Source organism: Streptomyces sp. a15 (assembly GCF_059026085.1).
Genome location: NZ_JBWLKM010000006.1, coordinates 198,889 through 217,003, shown reverse-complemented (window position 1 = coordinate 217,003; position 18,115 = coordinate 198,889). Strand labels below are relative to the sequence as shown.

Below are 18,115 nucleotides of genomic sequence, written 5' to 3'. Positions count from 1 at the left end.
ATGCGCATCTTCGACCCCCACATCCACATGACCTCCCGCACCACCGACGACTACGAGGCGATGCACGCGGCCGGAGTCCGGGCCGTCGTCGAGCCCGCCTTCTGGCTCGGCCAGCCCCGCACCTCGCCCGAGTCCTTCTACGACTACTTCGACTCGCTGCTGGGCTGGGAGCCCTACCGGGCCGCCCAGTTCGGCATCCAGCACTTCTGCACGATCGCCCTCAACCCCAAGGAGGCCAACGACCCGCGCTGCCGCCCCGTCCTCGACGAACTGCCGCGCTACCTCGCCAAGGACCGGGTCGTCGCGGTCGGCGAGATCGGCTACGACTCGATGACCAAGGAGGAGGACGAGGCCCTGGCCGCACAGCTCCAGCTCGCCGTCGAGCACGGCCTGCCCGCCCTCGTGCACACCCCGCACCGCGACAAGGCGGCCGGGACGCGGCGCACGCTGGACGTCGTCCGGGAGTCCGGCATCGCACCCGAGCTCGTCGTCCTCGACCACCTCAACGAACTCACCGTCTCCATGGCCCTCGACAGCGGCTGCTGGGCGGGCTTCTCGGTCTACCCGAAGACGAAGATGAGCGAGGAGCGGATGGTCCGCATCCTCCAGGAGCACGGGACGGCCCGCGTCCTCATCAACTCGGCGGCCGACTGGGGCACTTCGGACCCCCTGAAGACGCGGAAGACGGCCGACGCGATGCTCGCCGCCGGGTTCGGCGAGGACGACGTCGACCTCGTGATGTGGCGCAACCCGGTCGCCTTCTACGGACAGAGCGGCCGCCTCGACCTGGACGAACCCAAGCCCGACGACGCGTCGAGCTTCGAGGGCAACTCCATCAAACGCGGGGGAGAGTGAACCGCCCGTGCGCTTCCGCCACCCCGACGGCACCCCCGTCCACCTCGCGTACTGCAGCAACGTCCACCAGGCGGAGGACCTGGAGGGCGTCATAGGCCAGCTCTCCCGCTACGCCGAGCCCGTGCGCGAGCGCCTGGGTGTGGACCGCCTCGGCATCGGGCTGTGGCTGGCCCGCCCCGCCGTCACCGAACTCGCCGCCGACGCGGACGCGTTGGCGAGACTCAAGGCCGAGCTGACCGCGCGCGGCCTGGAAACCGTCACCCTCAACGCCTTCCCGTACGAGGGATTCCACCGCGAGGTCGTCAAGAAGGACGTCTACCTTCCCGACTGGGCGGACGAGGCGCGGTTCGACTACACCATCGACTGCGCCCGCGTCCTCGCCGCCCTCCTCCCGGACGACGCCCGCCGGGGCAGCGTCTCCACCCTGCCGCTCGGCTGGCGCACGCCGTGGCCCCGCGAGCGCTCCGACGCGGCCCGCCGCGCCCTGGACCGGCTGGCCATCGGGCTCGCCGGGCTCGAAGCGTGGACCGGCCGCCCCGTCCGGGTCGGCTTCGAACCGGAGCCGGGCTGCGTCGTGGAGACCACCGAGCAGGCCGTACGGGAGTTCGGCGACCTCGACCACGAACACCTCGGGATCTGCCTGGACGCCTGCCATCTCGCCGTGCAGTTCGAGGAACCGGACGAGGCGCTCGGCCGGCTCGCCGAGGGCGGCCTGCCGGTCGTCAAGCTCCAGGCGTCCTGCGCGGTGGAGGCACCCGACCCGGCGGACCCGGACGCCCGCACCGCGCTGCGCGAACTCGCCGAGCGCCGGTTCCTGCACCAGACCCGCACGACAACCCACGGGTCGGTCGAGGGAGTCGACGACCTCCCGGAAGCCCTCGCCGGCGGCCTCCCCGACGACACCGGATCCTGGCGGGTGCACTTCCACGCCCCGCTGCACACCGACCCCGAGCCACCGCTGCGCACCACCGCCGGACAGCTCACCACCGTCCTCGACGGACTCCTCGGCGGACCGACCGCCGTCTGCGACCACATCGAGGTCGAGACCTACACCTGGTCCGTGCTGCCCCGCCCGCCCGCGGACCTCGCCGAGGGCATCGCCGCCGAACTCGCCTGGGCCAGGGACCGGTTGACCGCCCTCGGCCTCAAGGAGGACCCCTCATGACCGAAGCCCCGCGAACGCCGCACACCTCGGAACCCCCGAACACCAACCGGCTCGTCGTCCTCGACATCGTCGGCCTCACCCCCACCCTGCTGAAGCACATGCCCGCCGTCGCCGCCCTCGGCGACCGCGGCTTCCGGGCCCGCCTCGGCACCACCCTGCCCGCCGTCACCTGCACCGCCCAGTCCACCTTCCTCACCGGCGAACCCCCGTCCACGCACGGCGCGGTGGCCAACGGCTGGTACTTCCGCGACCTCGGCGAGGTCCTGCTGTGGCGCCAGCACAACGCCCTCGTCGGCGGCGAGAAGATCTGGGACACGGCCCGAAGGACCAAGCCCGGCTACAAGGTCGCCAACATCTGCTGGTGGTACGCCATGGGTGCCGACGTCGACTGGACGGTGACCCCACGCCCCGTCTACTACTCCGACGGCCGCAAGGAACCCGACTGCTACACCTGGCCGCCGTCCCTGCACGACGAACTCACCGACCGGCTGGGCCCGTTCCCCCTGTTCACCTACTGGGGCCCGAACGCCGGCATGCCCTCCACCCAGTGGATCCTCGGCGCCGCCCGCCAGGTCTTCGACGAGCACGACCCCGACCTGACCCTCGTCTACATTCCGCAACTGGACTACGAGCCGCAGCGCACCGGACCGGACTCGGCGGCCACCGCCCGCGAGGCTCGCCGACTCGACGACGCCCTGCGCCCGCTGATCGACCACTTCCTCGCCGCCGGGGCCACCGTCGTGGCGCTCAGCGAGTACGGCATCACCCCGGTCTCCCGGCCCGTCGACATCAACCGCGCCCTGCGCCGCGCCGGGCTCCTGGACGTCTACACCCAGGACGGCATGGAGTACCTCGACCCCTGGACCTCGCGCGCCTTCGCCGTCGCCGACCACCAGGTGGCCCACGTCTACGTGCGCGATCCGGGGGACGAGGCCGAGGTCGCCAAGATCCTCGGTGAACTCGACGGCGTCGACCAGGTCCTGGACGCGGCGGGCAAAGCGGCACACGGCCTGGACCACGAGCGTTCGGGCGAGCTGGTCGCGGTCGCCGAGTCCGACGCCTGGTTCACGTACTACTACTGGCTGGACGACGACCGCGCCCCCGACTTCGCCCGCCAGGTCGAGATCCACCGCAAGCCCGGCTACGACCCGGCCGAGCTGCTCTACGACGAGACGGTCCCGGCGGTGAAGCTGCGGGCCGTGGGCCAGGTCGCCCGCAAGAAGCTCGGCTTCCGCTACCGGCTGCGGACCGTCCCGCTCGACCCGTCCGGCGTACGCGGCAGCCACGGCCGCCTGCCCGACGACCCGGAATACAGCCCCGTACTGCTGTGCTCCGAACCCGGCCCGGCGCGGCCCGAGTTCGCCGCGACCGAGATCAAACCCCTGCTCCTGCGCCTCGCGGGACTCTGAAAAGTTAGGCGCCCCCCCCATGCCCACCTCCACCCCCACCACGCTGAACGAGACGGCCCTGAAGAACGCCCGCCCCGAAGTGCGCGAATGGCTCGCCGCCTTCGTCGAACGCAACGGCGGCTTCGTCGGATCGGTCCATCTGTCCGGGCCTGCCGCGACGGAGGGCGAGATCGTGCTCGTCGCCGCGCACAACCTGCCGCCGTCGGTGCAGAACGACACCGCCGTCATCCCCGTCGGCAAGGGCATGGCCGGAACCGCCGCCGAGCGCCGGGCGCCCGTCGCCGTCTCCGACTTCCAGACCGACACGACGGGGGTCGCCGTCCCGGGCGGCCGCGCCGCCCGGGCGAAGGGCTCCCTCACGCTCCCCGTCTTCGATCCGGCGGACGACACCCGGCTGCTCGCGGTGGTCGGCCTCGGCTTCATGGAAACACGTGACTTCACCGAGGCGGAGCTCGCGGCCTACGGGGCGGACGCGGCGACGGTCCTCAAGGCCGCATAGCGGGATTCACCCGCGTACGGCCTCCAGCCGTACCGCGCACGCTTTGAACTCCGGCATGCGGGAGGTCGGGTCGAGGGCCGGGTTCGTCAGCGTGTTGGCGCGGCCCTCGCCGGACCAGTGGAAGGGCATGAAGACGGTGTCGGGGCGGATCGCGGTCGTGATCCGCGCCGGCGCCACCGCCCGGCCCCGCCGGGAGACCACGGCCACCGGGTCGCCCTCGGCCGCGCCGAGCCGCTCCGCCAGCCGCGGGTGCAGCTCCACGAAGGGGCCGGGGGCGGCGGCGTTCAGCTCGTCGACGCGGCGGGTCTGGGCGCCGGACTGGTACTGCGCCACGACCCGCCCGGTCGTCAGCAGCACCGGGTACTCGTCGTCGGGCTCCTCGGCGATGGCCCGGTGCGCGACGGGGACGAACCTGGCCCGGCCGTCCGGGGTCGCGAAGCGGTCGAGGAAGAGGCGGGGGGTGCCGGGGTGCACGGCGGCGGCGAGGTCGTCGTCCTGCTCCTGCGCCGGGTCGTCGGCTCCGCGGGCATCCAGGGAGGCGTCCTCGGAGTCGTCGGTCTCGGCCGCCGGGCACGGCCAGAACACCCCGTTCTCCTCCGCGAGCCTGCGGTAGGTGATCCCGGAGTAGTCGGCCGGCCCGCCCGCGCTGGCCCGGCGCAGCTCCTCGAAGACCTCCTCGGGGTCGGTCGGGAAGCCCTTCTCCACGCCGAGCCGGGCGGCCAGCTCGTGCATCACTTCCAGGTCGCTGCGGATGCCCTCGGGCGGGGTGATCGCCTGCTTGCGCAGCAGCACCCTGCCCTCCAGGTTGGTCATGGTGCCCGTCTCCTCCGCCCACTGCGTGACCGGCAGGACGACGTCCGCGAGGGCGGCCGTCTCCGACAGCACGACATCGCACACCGCCAGGAAGTCCAGCGACTTGATGCGCTCCTCGATGTGGGCGGCGCGCGGCGCGGACACCACCGGGTTCGAGGCCATCAGCAACAGCGACTTGATGTCCGTACCCAGCGCGTCCAGCAGCTCGTACGCACTGCGCCCCGGCCCGGGAAGGCTGTCGGGGTCCACGCCCCACACCCCGGCGACATGCCGGCGTGCCGCCGGGTCGTCCAGCTTGCGGTAGCCGGGCAGCTGGTCGGCCTTCTGGCCGTGTTCGCGCCCGCCCTGCCCGTTGCCCTGCCCGGTCAGACAGCCGTACCCGGACAGCGGGCGCCCCGCGCGGCCGGTCGCCAGGCACAGGTTGATCCAGGCTCCCACGGTGTCGGTGCCCTTGGACTGCTGCTCGGGCCCGCGGGCGGTGAGCACCATCGCCGACTCGGGCTCGCAGAACATCCGCACGGTCTCGCGGAGCTGCGGAACGGACACCCCCGTGATCCGTTCCACGTACTCCGGCCAGTGCGCCATCGCAGCCGCCCGCGCCTCCTCCCAGCCGGTGGTCCGCTCGCGGACGTACTCCTCGTCGACCCGCCCCTCGGCGACGACCAGGTGCAGCAACCCGAGCGCCAGCGCCAGGTCCGTCCCCGGCCGGGGCGCCAGGTGCAGGTCCGCCTGCTCGGCGGTCTTCGTGCGGCGCGGGTCGATGACGATCAGGGTGCCGCCGTTCTCCCGCAGTTCGTTGAAGAACCTCAGGGACGGCGGCATGGTCTCCGCGAGGTTGGACCCCACGAGGATCACGCAGCCCGTCTTCGGGATGTCCTCCAGCGGGAAGGGCAGGCCGCGGTCCAGGCCGAAGGCCTTGATGCCGGCCGCCGCCGCGGACGACATGCAGAAGCGCCCGTTGTAGTCGATCTGGGAGGTCCGGAGCACCACGCGCGCGAACTTGCCCAGCGTGTACGCCTTCTCGTTGGTCAGGCCGCCCCCGCCGAAGACCCCGCACGCGTCCGGACCATGTTCCGTACGCGTGCGGGACAGCCCCTCGGCGATCCGGTCCAGTGCCTCGTCCCAGGAGGCGGGCACGAGCGTGCCCTCGGAGCGCACCAACGGGGAGGTCAGCCGCACCCCGGACGAGAGCACCGCGGGCGCGGTACGGCCCTTGCCGCACAGCGCGCCCCGGTTCACCGGGAAATCCGCGCGCTCGCTCACTTCGACGGTCCCGTCCGGAGTGGCCGTCAGATTCATCCCACACTGCAGGGCGCAGTACGGGCAGTGCGTGGGCGTCGCGGTGTTCTGCATGCCTCTCAGCGTGCTTCCGCCGTGTTACGCGGACGGGGGCTCCCTGTTACGCGCCCGGCACGGCGACCTCCCCGCCGCCGGTCCGCCGCCGTGAGGCGCGTCGTCAACGACCGCCGGCGAGCGCGTCGGTCACCCCCGGTTCCTTCGGCCCGAGGAAGCGCGGATCCGGCCGGAAGACGGCGTCCAGAACCGCCTTCCCGGCCGCGACGATCTCCCGGGCACCCCCGTAGTACCAGGTCACGTCGTGCACCGCGTCGACCCCGACGCCGTACGACGTGACCCCCGCCGCCTGGCACAGCGCGACCGCCCGCCGGATGTGGAAGCCCTGGCTGATCAGCACGGCCCGGTCCACGCCGAAGATCTTCTTCGCACGGACACAGGAGTCCCAGGTGTCGAAGCCGGCGTAGTCACTGACGATCCGCCCGTCCGGCACGCCGTGCCGCGTGAGATACGTGCGCATCGCGTCCGGCTCGTCGTAGTCCTCGCGGCTGTTGTCACCGGTGACCAGGACGACCTCGATCCGGTTCTCCCGGTACAGCTGCGCCGCCGCGTCCAGCCGGTGGGCCAGATACGGCGACGGCTCCCCGTCCCACAGCCCGGCCCCGAACACGACGGCGACCTCGGTGCGCGGCACGTCCGCCGCCGTCCGCAGCCGGTCGCCCGTCACGGCGTACATCCAGGTCGCCGGCAGCAGCGCCAGCACACACCCGGCCATCACGGCCTGCACCAGCCGCCGCTGCCCGGCACGGGTGCGCGGCAGACGCGGCCTGTGCAGCTGTCTGAGCAGCGGCCCGAGCAGCACTCTGCGCGGCTTCGGCAGTCGCATCGGACGGTCCCTCCCCGGTCGGCTTTCGACAGTCAGAGACGTCCTGTAAGGCCCCCCGGTTCGCCCACACCTACGTGACCAGCTTCACTCCGGCCTGGGAAACCGCAGGTCACAACACCTCACACACCCCCTGCACCCCACCGTGAACCCCCCGAAAACACCCGTCATTCCCGTGCAACGGGGTGGCAACCTCCCGCCGCCACTATCGGTTCATGACGGCGACGAGCAAGACGAGCAAGTCGAACGTTCCTCGTGAGAAGACTCCGCGTGAGAAGACCACGACCCTCCCCATCGGAGCCCAGCCGCTTCCGGGGGCCGACCTCGACAGTACGGCGCACATCATGAACCGGATCAGCAGCCAGCTCGCCACCCAGCTCGGCCTCGTCTCCCTCGACGGCCGCCGACGCCCCGAGCCGCCCGCGCTCGTCCTGGTCGCCCACGGCAGCCGCGACCCGCGCACACTGAGCACGGTCCACACGCTCATCGAGCGCGTCCGCGAGCTGCGTCCCGGTCTGCCCGTGCACCTCGGCCACATCGAGCTGAACGAGCCCCTGCTCCCCGACACGCTCGCCTCCCTCGGCACCGGCGACGCCGTCCTCGTACCGCTGCTCCTCAGCCGTGGCTACCACGTCAAGCGCGACATCCCCGAGATGGCCGCCGCCGCCCGGGCACACACGCGCGTGGCCGCCCCGCTCGGCCCGCACCCCCTCCTCGTCGAGACCCTGCACGCCCGCCTCGTCGAGGCCGGCTGGCGCACCCGCATGGACGACACCACCCGCCGCTCCAGCGCGGTCGTCCTCGCCGCGGCCGGCTCCCGCGACCCGGAGGCGGCGATCGACACGGGCCGCACGGCCCACCTCCTCGCGGAACGCCTGGGCGTACCGGTAGTCCCGGCCTACGCCTCCGCCGCTGCCCCGACGGTCGACACGGCGATCCGCGCCCTCGCAGCCCGAGGCCGCGACCGAGTAGCGGTGGCCTCCTACTTCACGGCCCCCGGCCTCTTCGCCACCCAGTGCGCGGAAGCGGCCAGGTGGATAGCCGCGGCGCCCCTGGGCACCCACCCGGCAATGGCCCGCCTGGTACTGCACCGCTACGACCAGTCTTTGGCAACGGCGATGACAACGGCACCGGCACTGGCCTCGGCTTAAAGGCGCCGGACGGGGATGTCCACCTAGGGGCGCGGGGAACTGCGCGACAAGCCACGACGCACCCGCACCCGCGAAACAACAGGACTCGGCAGACGAGAAGGCGCACCCCAATTTTCACCACCTGCGCTTACTGTCGAGACATGGAAGGCACCGACCCCGCACACAAGAACCACATCCCACCCCCCGGCTACGACCCGACGTCAGTCGACCGCTGGGCCACCGAACCGGACAAACGCCCAGGCCGCACCGCCTTCCAACGCGACCGAGCCCGCGTACTCCATTCCTCCGCGCTCAGAAGACTCGCCGGCAAGACCCAAGTGGTAACGCCCGGCACCCGCAGCCAGGTCTGGGACGCCAGCCCCCGCACCCGCCTCACCCACTCCCTGGAGTGCGCCCAGGTGGGCCGCGAACTCGGCGCAGCCCTCGGCTGCGACGCCGACCTGGTGGAGGCCGCCTGCCTCTCCCACGACCTCGGCCACCCCCCGTTCGGCCACAACGGCGAAGTGGCACTGAACGAGTTCGCCGACGACTGCGGCGGCTTCGAGGGCAACGCCCAGTCGCTGAGGCTCCTGACCCGCATCGAGCCCAAGCGCTTCACCGCCGACGGCTCCGTCGGCCTCAACCTCACCCGGGCCACCCTGGACGCCGCCACCAAGTACCCCTGGCCCCGAGGCGCCCACCCCACCGACCCGAAGTCCCCGAAGTTCGGCGTCTACGACGACGACCGCCCCGTCTTCGACTGGGTCCGCAAGGGCGCCCCCGGCACCCGCACCACCTTCGAGGCCCAGGTCATGGACTGGTCCGACGACGTGGCGTACTCCGTGCACGACGTCGAGGACGGCCTGCACGCCGGCCACATCGACCCCAACTGCCTGCACGCCGAACCGGAACGCCGGGCGGTCTTCGCGGTCGCCATCGGCCGGTACGTCCCCGAGGACACCGACCCCGCCGAACTCGCCGAGGCCCTCGACCGCCTCCAGGACCAGGAGTGGTGGCCTCACGGCTACGACGGCTCGGCCGTCGCCCAGGCCCGTCTCAAGGACGCCACCAGCCAGCTCATCGGCCGCTTCTGCCTCGCCGCCGAGGCCGCCACGCGCGCGGCGTACGGCACCGGGCGGCTCACCCGCTACACCGCCGAACTGGTCGTACCCCACGAGATCCGCCTCGAGTGCGCGGTCCTCAAGGCGGTCGCCGACCGGTACGTGATGCAGCGCGCCGAGCAGGAGAGGCTCCGCGCCGACCAGCGGATCGTGGTCGCCGAGCTGGCCGAGGCGCTCACCGTCCGCGCGCCGGACGGCCTGGACCCCCAGTTCCGCGCCCTGTTCGACCGGGCGTCCGACGACCGCGCGCGCAAGCGGGTGATCGTCGACCAGATCGCGTCCCTGACCGATGCCTCGGCCCGCTCGCTTCACGCACACCTGACGGGGCACCTATGAGACTGCCGAGGTAGGAGTGACGTGAAACAAGCCCGAACGTGACCCTCCGTGGCCTGAACGGGGCACTCCCTCTTCCCGCATCACGCTGCGTGCGGGACGCTCGCATGTGGCGGCACCCTTACGAGGAGGCATCAAGTGGTCGACGCGGATCAGACATTCGTCATCGTCGGTGGCGGTCTCGCCGGCGCGAAGGCGGCCGAGACGCTCCGAGCGGAGGGCTTCACCGGCCGCGTGATACTGATCTGCGACGAACGCGACCACCCGTACGAGCGCCCGCCCCTGTCCAAGGGCTACCTCCTCGGCAAAGAGGAGCGCGACAGCGTCTTCGTGCACGAACCGGCCTGGTACGCGCGCAACGACATCGAGCTGCACCTCGGCCAGACCGTCGACGCCGTCGACCGCACCGCGAAGACGGTCCGCTTCGGCGAGGACGGCACCGTCGTCCGCTACGACAAGCTCCTTCTGGCCACCGGCGCCGAGCCACGCCGCCTGGACATCCCGGGCACCGGCCTCGCGGGCGTCCACCATCTGCGGCGCCTCGCCCACGCCGAGCGCCTCAAGGGCGTGCTGGCCGCCCTCGGCCGGGACAACGGCCACATCGTGATCGCCGGCGCCGGCTGGATCGGCCTGGAGGTCGCGGCGGCGGCCCGCGAGTACGGCGCCGAGGTCACCGTCGTCGAGCCCGAGCCGACCCCGCTGCACGGCGCCCTCGGCCCCGAGCTCGGCAACCTCTTCGCCGAGCTGCACCGCGAGCACGGCGTCCGCTTCCACTTCGGCGCCCGGCTGACCGAGATCGTCGGCCAGGACGGCGTGGTCCTCGCGGCCCGCACCGACGACGGCGAGGAGCACCCCGCGCACGACGTCCTCGCGGCGGTCGGAGCGGCCCCGCGTGTCGGCCTCGCGGAGGCGGCGGGGCTGCGGATCGCCGAGCGCGCGCACGGCGGCGGCGTCATGGTCGACGAACAGCTGCGCACCTCCGACCCCGACATCTACGCGGCCGGCGACGTGGCCTCCTTCCACCACGCCCTCTACGGCGCCCGGCTGCGCGTCGAGCACTGGGCCAACGCCCTGAACGGCGGTCCGGCGGCGGCCCGCGCGATGCTCGGCCGCGAGCTCACCTACGACCGCGTGCCCTACTTCTTCTCCGACCAGTACGACATGGGGATGGAGTACAGCGGCTGGGCGCCCCCGGGGTCCTACGACGAAGTGGTGATCCGGGGGGACGCGGGAAAGCGTGAGTTCATCGCCTTCTGGGTGAAGGAGAACCGGGTGCTGGCCGGGATGAACGTGAACGTGTGGGACGTCACAGAGCCCATCCAGCAGCTGATTCGTACCAAGGCTCAGGTGGACACCGAGGCGCTCGCGGACCCGCACGTTCCGCTGGACAGCCTGGCCTCGTGACCCGACGAAGGCGATCGACTGTCACACCGCACCCTTAGAATTCACGCGTGGCAGGACGGATCAACGACGAGGACGTGAAGGCGGTACGGGACGCGGTCCCGATCGACGCCGTGGTGTCCGAGTACCTCCAGCTACGGAACGCGGGCGGCGGCAACCTCAAGGGCCTGTGCCCCTTTCACGACGAGAAGTCGCCGTCCTTCCAGGTCAGCCCGAGCAAGGGGCTCTTCCACTGCTTCGGCTGCCAGGAGGGCGGCGACACCATCACGTTCGTGATGAAGGTCGACCACCTCTCCTTCTCCGAGGCGGTCGAGCGCCTCGCCGCCCAGGCCGGCATCACGCTGCGCTACGAGGAGGGCGGGTACAACCCCTCCCACCAGCGCGGCGAACGCATCCGCCTGGTCGAGGCCCACAAGGTCGCCGCCCAGTGGTACGTGGAGCAGCTGGCCACCAGCCCCGAGGCCGAGACCGGCCGCAAGTTCCTCGCCGAGCGCGGCTTCGACCAGTCCGCCGCCGAGCACTTCTCCGTCGGCTACAGCCCCCAGGGCTGGGACCACCTCACCCGCTACCTCCGCGGCAAGGGCTTCACCGACAAGGAGCTCCTCCTCTCCGGCCTCTCCCAGGAGGGCCGCCGCGGCCCCATCGACCGCTTCCGCGGCCGCCTGATGTGGCCCATCCGCGACATCGGCGGGGAAGTGGTGGGCTTCGGCGCCCGCAAGCTCTACGAGACGGACAACGGCCCCAAGTACCTCAACACCCCCGACACGGCGATCTACCGGAAGTCCCAGGTCCTCTACGGCATCGACCTGGCGAAGAAGGACATCGCCAAGTCGAGCCGCGCGGTCGTGGTCGAGGGCTACACGGACGTCATGGCCTGCCACCTGGCAGGAGTGACGACGGCGATCGCGACCTGCGGTACGGCCTTCGGCAGCGACCACATCAAGATCCTCCGCCGTCTGCTGATGGACAACGGCTCGGCCCGCGTGATCTTCACCTTCGACGGCGACGCGGCCGGCCAGAAGGCCGCCCTGCGCGCCTTCGAGGACGACCAGAAGTTCGCCGCCGAGACGTACATCGCGATCGCCCCCGACAACATGGACCCCTGCGACCTGCGCCTGGCCAAGGGCGACGAGGCGGTCGCCGACCTGGTCGAACCCCGCACCCCGCTCTTCGAGTTCGCGCTGCGCCAGATCGTCGTCCGCTACGACCTGGACACCCCGGCGGGCCGGGCGGCCGCCCTGGACGAGGCCGCCCCCATCGTCGCCCGCATCAAGAACACCGGCGCCCAGCACGAGGTCGCCGTGCAGCTCGCCGGCATGCTCGGCATCCTCGACACCCAGTTCGTCGTCAAGCGGGTCGCCCAGCTGGCCCGTTGGGCCCGCGACCGCGGCGGCCAGGGCCCGGCACCGCAGCGGGTCCGCGGACAGCAGTACGACGCCCCGTCCCGGCCCGCCGTGTCAGGACCGGCGCTCAACCTCCGCAACCCCGTCTACGCCACCGAGCGCGAGCTCCTCAAGCTCGCCCTCCAACGCCCCGAGCTGGTCTCCCCGGCCTTCGACGCGTACGGCATCGACGAGTTCACCGCCCCGCCCTACGCGGCCGTACGCCAGGCGATCATGGACGCGGGCGGCGCCGAGTACGGCACCCAGGACCCGCAGGAGTACCTGGTCCGGGTCCGTGACGCGGCCCCGGACGACGCCGTGCGCGCGATGGTCACGGAGCTCGCGGTCGAGGCGATCATGCGCAAGACGGTCGACGAGAACTACGCGGGCGAACAGCTGGTGACCGTACGCCGCAGGGCGGTGGCCCGCCGTATCCCCGATCTCCAGAGCGCCCTGACCAGGCTCGGCCACAACGCGGACCCGGCCCAGGTCGCCGCCATCCAGAACGAGATGATGATCCTCACGCGGTACGACAGGGCACTCCAGGAACAGGGCCCCGCGGCACTCTGAGGCCGGACGGCGAACGTCACCCGTAACCACCCGGTCACGGACCGGACTCAAAAAGTCCCCGCACGCCCCTCGTGGCGGCGATGTGTCGTACTCCACACTGGGTTCCGGTGCCTGAGTCCTCGGAGCGCGGCCGATCCGTCCCCAACGGATCCCACACCCCCGCGGTTCCGCTCATCGCGTACGGGACGGACAGCGGCGAGGCCGTCGACTCCGCTCCCGAAGCAGCGCTGCCGCACACCTCAGCAGCGATCATCCTGGAGGTCGCCCCCGTGCAGACCCAGACCCTCGCCCAGACCGACACGCGTACCGACGGCACGGAACCGGACACGGAGACCGACACGCTGGTCGCGGTCCCGCCGCAGAACCGTGCCGTGCACCACCCCGAGGCGGAGCCCGAGGCCCCGCCGGCCGACGCGCTGGACAGCGCCGAGGCCCCCGAACCCGTCGAGGTTCCCGAGCCGCCCCGTGGCCGCGCCGACAACGGCGCCCCCTCCTCGGACCTGTTCCGCCAGTACCTGCGGGAGATCGGCCGCATCCCGCTGCTCACCGCGGCCGAGGAGGTCGAACTGGCCCGCCGCGTCGAGGCCGGCCTGTTCGCCGAGGAGAAGCTCAGCAACACCCCCGACATGGAAAGCCAGTTGGCCCTCGACCTGGACAAGCTGGTCGTGATGGGCCGCATGGCCAAGCGCCGCCTGATCGAGGCAAACCTGCGGCTGGTCGTGTCCGTCGCCAAGCGGTACGTCGGCCGCGGACTGACCATGCTCGACCTCGTCCAGGAGGGCAACCTGGGCCTGATCAGGGCCGTCGAGAAGTTCGACTACGCCCGCGGCTACAAGTTCTCCACGTACGCCACCTGGTGGATCCGCCAGGCCATGTCCCGCGCTCTCGCCGACCAGGCCCGCACCATCCGCGTCCCGGTCCACGTCGTCGAGCTGATCAACCGGGTCGTCCGCGTCCAGCGCCGCATGCTCCAGGAACGGGGCTACGAACCGACGCCGGAAGAGGTCGCCGCCCACCTGGACCTGGCCCCGGAGCGGGTCAGCGAGGTCCTGCGCCTGGCCCAGGAACCCGTCTCCCTGCACGCCCCCGTGGGCGAGGAGGACGACGTGGCCCTCGGCGACCTCATAGAGGACGGCGACGCCGCATCACCCGTCGAGTCCGCGGCGTTCCTGCTGCTCAGGGAGCACCTGGAAGCGGTGCTGTCGACCCTCGGGGAGCGGGAGCGGAAGGTCGTACAACTCCGCTACGGCCTCGCCGACGGCCGCCCGCGCACCCTGGAGGAGATAGGCCGCATCTTCGGCGTGACCCGGGAGCGGATCCGCCAGATCGAGTCGAAGACCTTGAACAAACTCCGTGACCACGCTTTCGCAGACCAGTTGAGGGGCTACCTGGACTGAGCGCCGGGTGCCGCTGCAGCATACGTAGCTGCGGGCAGTCGTGCCGCAGGGGCGGCTCCCGACCCACAGACAGCGGCACCCCGACGCCGGGCAACTCGCTCAGTCCACCTCGGCCACCGCCTGCGCGAACTGCGCCTTGTACAGCCGCGCGTACGCCCCGTCGGCCGCCAGCAGATCCGCATGCGCGCCCTGCTCCACGATCGACCCGTTCTCCATCACCAGAATCGTGTCCGCGTCCCGGATCGTCGACAGCCGATGCGCGATGACGAACGACGTACGCCCGTGCGCGAGCTTCGCCATCGCCTTCTGGATCAGCACCTCGGTCCGGGTGTCCACCGAACTCGTCGCCTCGTCGAGGACCAGGATCACCGGATCGGACAGGAACGCCCGCGCGATGGTGATCAGCTGCTTCTCACCGGCGCTGACCCCACTGCCCTCGTCGTCGATCACGGTGTCGTAGCCGTCGGGCAGCGTCCGCACGAACCGGTCCGCGTGGGCGGCACGCGCTGCCTCCTCGATCTCGCCCCGGGTGACCTCCCTGGACGCCCCGTACGCGATGTTCTCGGCGATCGTGCCGCCGAACAGCCAGGTGTCCTGGAGCACCATGCCGATCCCGGAGCGCAGTTCGTCCCGGGACATCTGCGCGATGTCCACGCCGTCGAGGGTGATCCGGCCGCCGGACACCTCGTAGAACCGCATGAGCAGGTTCACCAGGGTCGTCTTGCCGGCTCCCGTCGGCCCGACGATCGCGACCGTGTGACCCGGCTCGACCTTCAGCGACAGATCCTCGATGAGCGGCTTGTCGGGGTCGTACCGGAACGACACGTGCTCCAGCGCCACCCGCCCGCGCAGTTCCTCGGGCTTCACGCCCGGCATCGGGTCCGCGCCCTGCTCCTCCGCGTCCAGGATCTCGAAGACCCGCTCGGCCGAGGCGACCCCCGACTGCACCAGGTTCGCCATCGACGCGACCTGCGTCAGCGGCATCGAGAACTGCCGCGAGTACTGGATGAAGGCCTGCACATCGCCGATGGACAGCGCACCGGCCGCCACCCGCAGCCCGCCGATCACCGCGACCAGGACGTACGTCAGGTTCGACACGAACATCATCAGCGGCTGCATGATCCCGCTGTTGAACTGCGCCTTGAACCCGGCCTCGTACAGCGCCTCGTTCTGCTCGGCGAACTGCTGCGCCGACTCCTCCTGCCGGCCGAACACCTTCACCAGGGCGTGCCCGGTGTACATCTCCTCGACGTGCGCGTTCAGCTTGCCGGTGGTGCGCCACTGCTGCACGAAGTGCGGCTGCGACCGCTTGCCGACGCGGGTGGCGACGACGTACGACAGCGGAACGGTGACGAGCGCGACCAGCGCCAGCAGCCAGGACACCCAGAACATCATCACGAGCACACCGATGATGGTGAGCAGGGAGTTGATGAGCTGGCCCATCGACTGCTGCAGGGTCTGCCCGATGTTGTCGATGTCGTTGGTGGCCCGGGACAGCACCTCACCGCGCTGCCGCTTGTCGAAGTACGACAGCGGCAGCCGCGACAGCTTGGTCTGCACGTCCTCGCGCATCCGGTACATCGTCCGGTTGACCGCCCGGTTCACCAGCCGGGTGGCCGCCAGCATCAGCACACCGGCCACCACGAACACGGCGAGCGCGAGCAGCAGCACCTGGCCGACGGCATCGAAGTCGATGCCCTTGCCCGGGGTGAAGTCGGTGCTGCGGAGCATGTCGGCGACGGAGCCCTCGCCCCGCTCGCGCATCGAGTCGAGGACTTCCTGCTTGCTCGACCCGGCCGGCATCTGCCGGCCGATGATTCCCGCGAAGACCAGGTCGGTGGCCCTGCCGAGGATCTTCGGCCCGACGACCGACAGAGCGACGCTCACCGTCACGCAGATCAGCAGCGCGTAGATGGTCAGCCGCTCGGGCTTGAACTGGGCCATGAGGCGCTTGCCCGACCCCTTGAAGTCCATCGAATGGTGGTCGGGGCCGGTCCCGGCCATCATCCGTCCTGCAGGCCCCGCCATCAGGCAGCCTCCGCTTCCGTCAGCTGGGAGAGCACGATCTCCCGATAGGTCTCGTTGTCCGCCATCAGCTCTTGGTGCCGTCCGGTCCCGACGACCCGGCCCTCGTCGAGGACGACGATCCGGTCGGCGTCCCGGATGGTCGACACCCGCTGGGCGACGATCACGACGGTCGCCTCGGCGGTCTCCTGGGCCAGTGCCGCACGCAGGGCCGCGTCGGTCGCGTAGTCGAGGGCGGAGAAGGAGTCGTCGAAGAGGTAGATCTCCGGCCGCTGCACCAGGGTGCGGGCGATGGCGAGCCGCTGCCGCTGCCCGCCCGACACGTTCGTGCCGCCCTGGGCGATCGGCGCGTCGAGCCCGCCCTCCAGCCGCTCGACGAAGTCCTTGGCCTGCGCCACCTCCAGCGCGTGCCACAGCTCCTCGTCGGTCGCGTCCGGATTGCCGTAGCGCAGGTTGGTGGCGACCGTGCCCGCGAACAGGTAGGGCCGCTGCGGCACCATGCTGACGGTCTTCGCCAGCAGCACCGGGTCGATGGTCGCCACGTCCACGCCGTCGACGAGCACCTCGCCGTCGGTCGCGTCGAACAGCCGCGGCACCAGCCCCAGCAGCGTCGACTTGCCGCTGCCGGTCGAACCGATCACGGCGGTCGTCTCGCCCGGCCGCGCCACCAGGTCGATCGACTTCAGCACCGGCTCCTCGGCCCCCGGATAGCGGAAGCCCGCCCCGCGGAGCTCCAGATGCCCGTGCCGGCGCAGCTCCAGCACCGGTGCCTTCGGCGGCACCACACTCGACGAGGTGCCGAGGACCTCCTCGATGCGCTCGGCGCAGACCTCCGCGCGCGGCACCATCATGAACATGAAGGTGGCCATCATCACGGACATCACGATCTGCATCAGATAGGCCAGGAACGCGGTCAGGTCGCCGATCTGCATCTCCCCGCCGTCGATGCGATGCGCGCCGAACCACACCACCGCGATCGACGACAGGTTGACCACCGTCATGACCATCGGGAACATCAGCGCGAGCAGGTTGCCGGAGGCCAGTGCGGTGTCGGTCAGATCGGCGTTGGCCTTGCGGAAGCGCTGCTGCTCGTACTCGTCCCGCACGAAGGCGCGGATGACGCGGTTGCCGGTGATCTGCTCGCGCAGCACCCGGTTCACCGTGTCCAGCTTCACCTGCATGGACCGGAACAGCGGCCGCAGAGCGCGCACGATGAGCGTCAAGCAGATGCCCATCACCGGCACCACCGCGACGAGCACCCCGGACAGCGGTACGTCCAGTCCGAGCGCCAGCACGATGCCGCCCACGCACATGATCGGCGCCGACACCATCAGCGTGAACGTCATCAGGGCCAGCATCTGGACCTGCTGGACGTCATTGGTCGTCCGCGTGATCAGCGAGGGCGCGCCGAACTGGCCGACCTCGCGCGCCGAGAAGGACTGCACCTGGTCGAAGATGTCGGCCCGCAGGTCCCGGCCGATCGCCGAGGCGGTCTTCGCGCCGTAGTACACGGCACCGACGTTGCACACGACCTGCACCAGCGAGATACCGATCATCACGGCGCCGAACGAGAGGATGTAGCCGGTGTCGCCCTGCACGACGCCGCTGTCGATGATGTCCGCGTTCAGCGTGGGCAGGTAGAGAGTGGCGCAGGTCTGCAGGAACTGCAGCAGCACCAGCAGGGTGATGGGTTTCTTGTAGGGCCTGAGATAGGTCCGCAGAAGTCGTATGAGCACGCTCGGTCTCTCGGAGTCGGCGGTGGGGGCGGGGTGGGTTGGTTGCCCCTGGCCCCTATCGTCGGACACTCCACCCGTGTTACCTCAACCGATTAAGCCGACA

Annotated in this window: 13 protein-coding genes; 9 read left to right on the top strand and 4 right to left on the bottom strand. The window is 71.0% G+C overall.

All coding sequences use genetic code 11. The annotated features are described in order from the left end of the window. Genes AC5P09_RS09965 through AC5P09_RS09950 form a run of 4 tightly spaced genes read left to right on the top strand, consistent with a single transcriptional unit; the run spans position 1 to position 3,928 of the window. On the top strand, positions 1–855 hold the full coding sequence (locus AC5P09_RS09965; RefSeq protein WP_493873485.1) for a TatD family hydrolase: 855 nt from the start codon (positions 1–3) through the stop codon (positions 853–855). Positions 856–862: 7 nt separating this feature from the next. After that, positions 863–2,020 (top strand): metabolite traffic protein EboE, encoded by a 1,158-nt coding sequence (gene eboE / locus AC5P09_RS09960; RefSeq protein WP_493873484.1) that lies wholly within the window; start codon positions 863–865, stop codon positions 2,018–2,020. Further along, positions 2,017–3,429 carry an alkaline phosphatase family protein gene (locus AC5P09_RS09955; protein WP_493873483.1) on the top strand — a complete coding sequence of 471 codons (1,413 nt, stop codon included), beginning with the start codon at positions 2,017–2,019 and terminating at the stop codon, positions 3,427–3,429. Before eboE ends, AC5P09_RS09955 begins: the two co-directional genes overlap by 4 nt. A 19-nt stretch (positions 3,430–3,448) precedes the next feature. After that, positions 3,449–3,928, top strand: a complete 480-nt coding sequence (locus AC5P09_RS09950) for a GAF domain-containing protein (protein WP_493873482.1) — start codon at positions 3,449–3,451, stop codon at positions 3,926–3,928. Positions 3,929–3,934: 6 nt separating this feature from the next. Here AC5P09_RS09950 and AC5P09_RS09945 read toward each other — a convergent pair whose 3' ends face one another. Together AC5P09_RS09945 and AC5P09_RS09940 are read right to left on the bottom strand one after the other, a co-directional pair. Beyond that, complete coding sequence (locus AC5P09_RS09945) at positions 3,935–6,094, bottom strand: molybdopterin oxidoreductase family protein (RefSeq protein ID WP_493873481.1); 2,160 nt, start codon at positions 6,092–6,094, stop codon at positions 3,935–3,937. Between the two features lie 103 nt (positions 6,095–6,197). Then, on the bottom strand, positions 6,198–6,920 hold the full coding sequence (locus AC5P09_RS09940; protein ID WP_493873480.1) for a SanA/YdcF family protein: 723 nt from the start codon (positions 6,918–6,920) through the stop codon (positions 6,198–6,200). A 341-nt stretch (positions 6,921–7,261) separates the two neighbouring features. On the opposite strand from AC5P09_RS09940, the gene AC5P09_RS09935 reads away from it, so the two are divergent. The 5 genes from AC5P09_RS09935 (at position 7,262) to AC5P09_RS09915 (ending at position 14,251) form a co-directional block, all read left to right on the top strand. After that, a complete protein-coding gene (locus tag AC5P09_RS09935) occupies positions 7,262–8,068 on the top strand; it encodes a sirohydrochlorin chelatase (RefSeq protein WP_493873520.1) in 807 nt (268 codons plus the stop codon). 140 nt (positions 8,069–8,208) lie between these two features. Then, a complete protein-coding gene (locus tag AC5P09_RS09930; RefSeq protein ID WP_493873479.1) occupies positions 8,209–9,504 on the top strand; it encodes a deoxyguanosinetriphosphate triphosphohydrolase in 1,296 nt (431 codons plus the stop codon). Positions 9,505–9,639: 135 nt separating this feature from the next. After that, the gene (locus AC5P09_RS09925; RefSeq protein WP_493873478.1) at positions 9,640–10,905 is read left to right on the top strand and encodes an NAD(P)/FAD-dependent oxidoreductase; all 1,266 of its coding nucleotides are present in this window, start codon (positions 9,640–9,642) and stop codon (positions 10,903–10,905) included. A gap of 47 nt (positions 10,906–10,952) precedes the next feature. After that, positions 10,953–12,854 (top strand): DNA primase, encoded by a 1,902-nt coding sequence (gene dnaG / locus AC5P09_RS09920; RefSeq protein WP_493873477.1) that lies wholly within the window; start codon positions 10,953–10,955, stop codon positions 12,852–12,854. A gap of 107 nt (positions 12,855–12,961) precedes the next feature. Beyond that, positions 12,962–14,251: an RNA polymerase sigma factor gene (locus AC5P09_RS09915; protein ID WP_493873476.1), complete on the top strand. Its 1,290-nt coding sequence runs from the start codon at positions 12,962–12,964 to the stop codon at positions 14,249–14,251. A gap of 99 nt (positions 14,252–14,350) precedes the next feature. Here AC5P09_RS09915 and AC5P09_RS09910 read toward each other — a convergent pair whose 3' ends face one another. Together AC5P09_RS09910 and AC5P09_RS09905 are read right to left on the bottom strand one after the other, a co-directional pair. Then, positions 14,351–16,279 carry an ABC transporter ATP-binding protein gene (locus AC5P09_RS09910; RefSeq protein ID WP_493873475.1) on the bottom strand — a complete coding sequence of 643 codons (1,929 nt, stop codon included), beginning with the start codon at positions 16,277–16,279 and terminating at the stop codon, positions 14,351–14,353. Next, positions 16,279–18,012 carry an ABC transporter ATP-binding protein gene (locus tag AC5P09_RS09905; protein ID WP_493873474.1) on the bottom strand — a complete coding sequence of 578 codons (1,734 nt, stop codon included), beginning with the start codon at positions 18,010–18,012 and terminating at the stop codon, positions 16,279–16,281. The genes AC5P09_RS09910 and AC5P09_RS09905 overlap by 1 nt, the downstream gene beginning before the upstream one ends. Positions 18,013–18,115 lie beyond the last annotated feature (103 nt).

What these genes read in the sequence shown, in the direction of transcription:
- AC5P09_RS09935 (WP_493873520.1), top strand. Translation starts at nt 7,262, where the DNA reads ATGAACCGGATCAGCAGCCAGCTCGCCACCCAGCTCGGCCTCGTCTCC.
- AC5P09_RS09955 (WP_493873483.1), top strand. Translation starts at nt 2,017, where the DNA reads ATGACCGAAGCCCCGCGAACGCCGCACACCTCGGAACCCCCGAACACC.
- AC5P09_RS09930 (WP_493873479.1), top strand. Translation starts at nt 8,209, where the DNA reads ATGGAAGGCACCGACCCCGCACACAAGAACCACATCCCACCCCCCGGC.
- AC5P09_RS09945 (WP_493873481.1), bottom strand. Translation starts at nt 6,094, where the DNA reads ATGCAGAACACCGCGACGCCCACGCACTGCCCGTACTGCGCCCTGCAG.
- AC5P09_RS09965 (WP_493873485.1), top strand. Translation starts at nt 1, where the DNA reads ATGCGCATCTTCGACCCCCACATCCACATGACCTCCCGCACCACCGAC.
- AC5P09_RS09910 (WP_493873475.1), bottom strand. Translation starts at nt 16,279, where the DNA reads ATGGCGGGGCCTGCAGGACGGATGATGGCCGGGACCGGCCCCGACCAC.
- AC5P09_RS09950 (WP_493873482.1), top strand. Translation starts at nt 3,449, where the DNA reads ATGCCCACCTCCACCCCCACCACGCTGAACGAGACGGCCCTGAAGAAC.
- AC5P09_RS09940 (WP_493873480.1), bottom strand. Translation starts at nt 6,920, where the DNA reads ATGCGACTGCCGAAGCCGCGCAGAGTGCTGCTCGGGCCGCTGCTCAGA.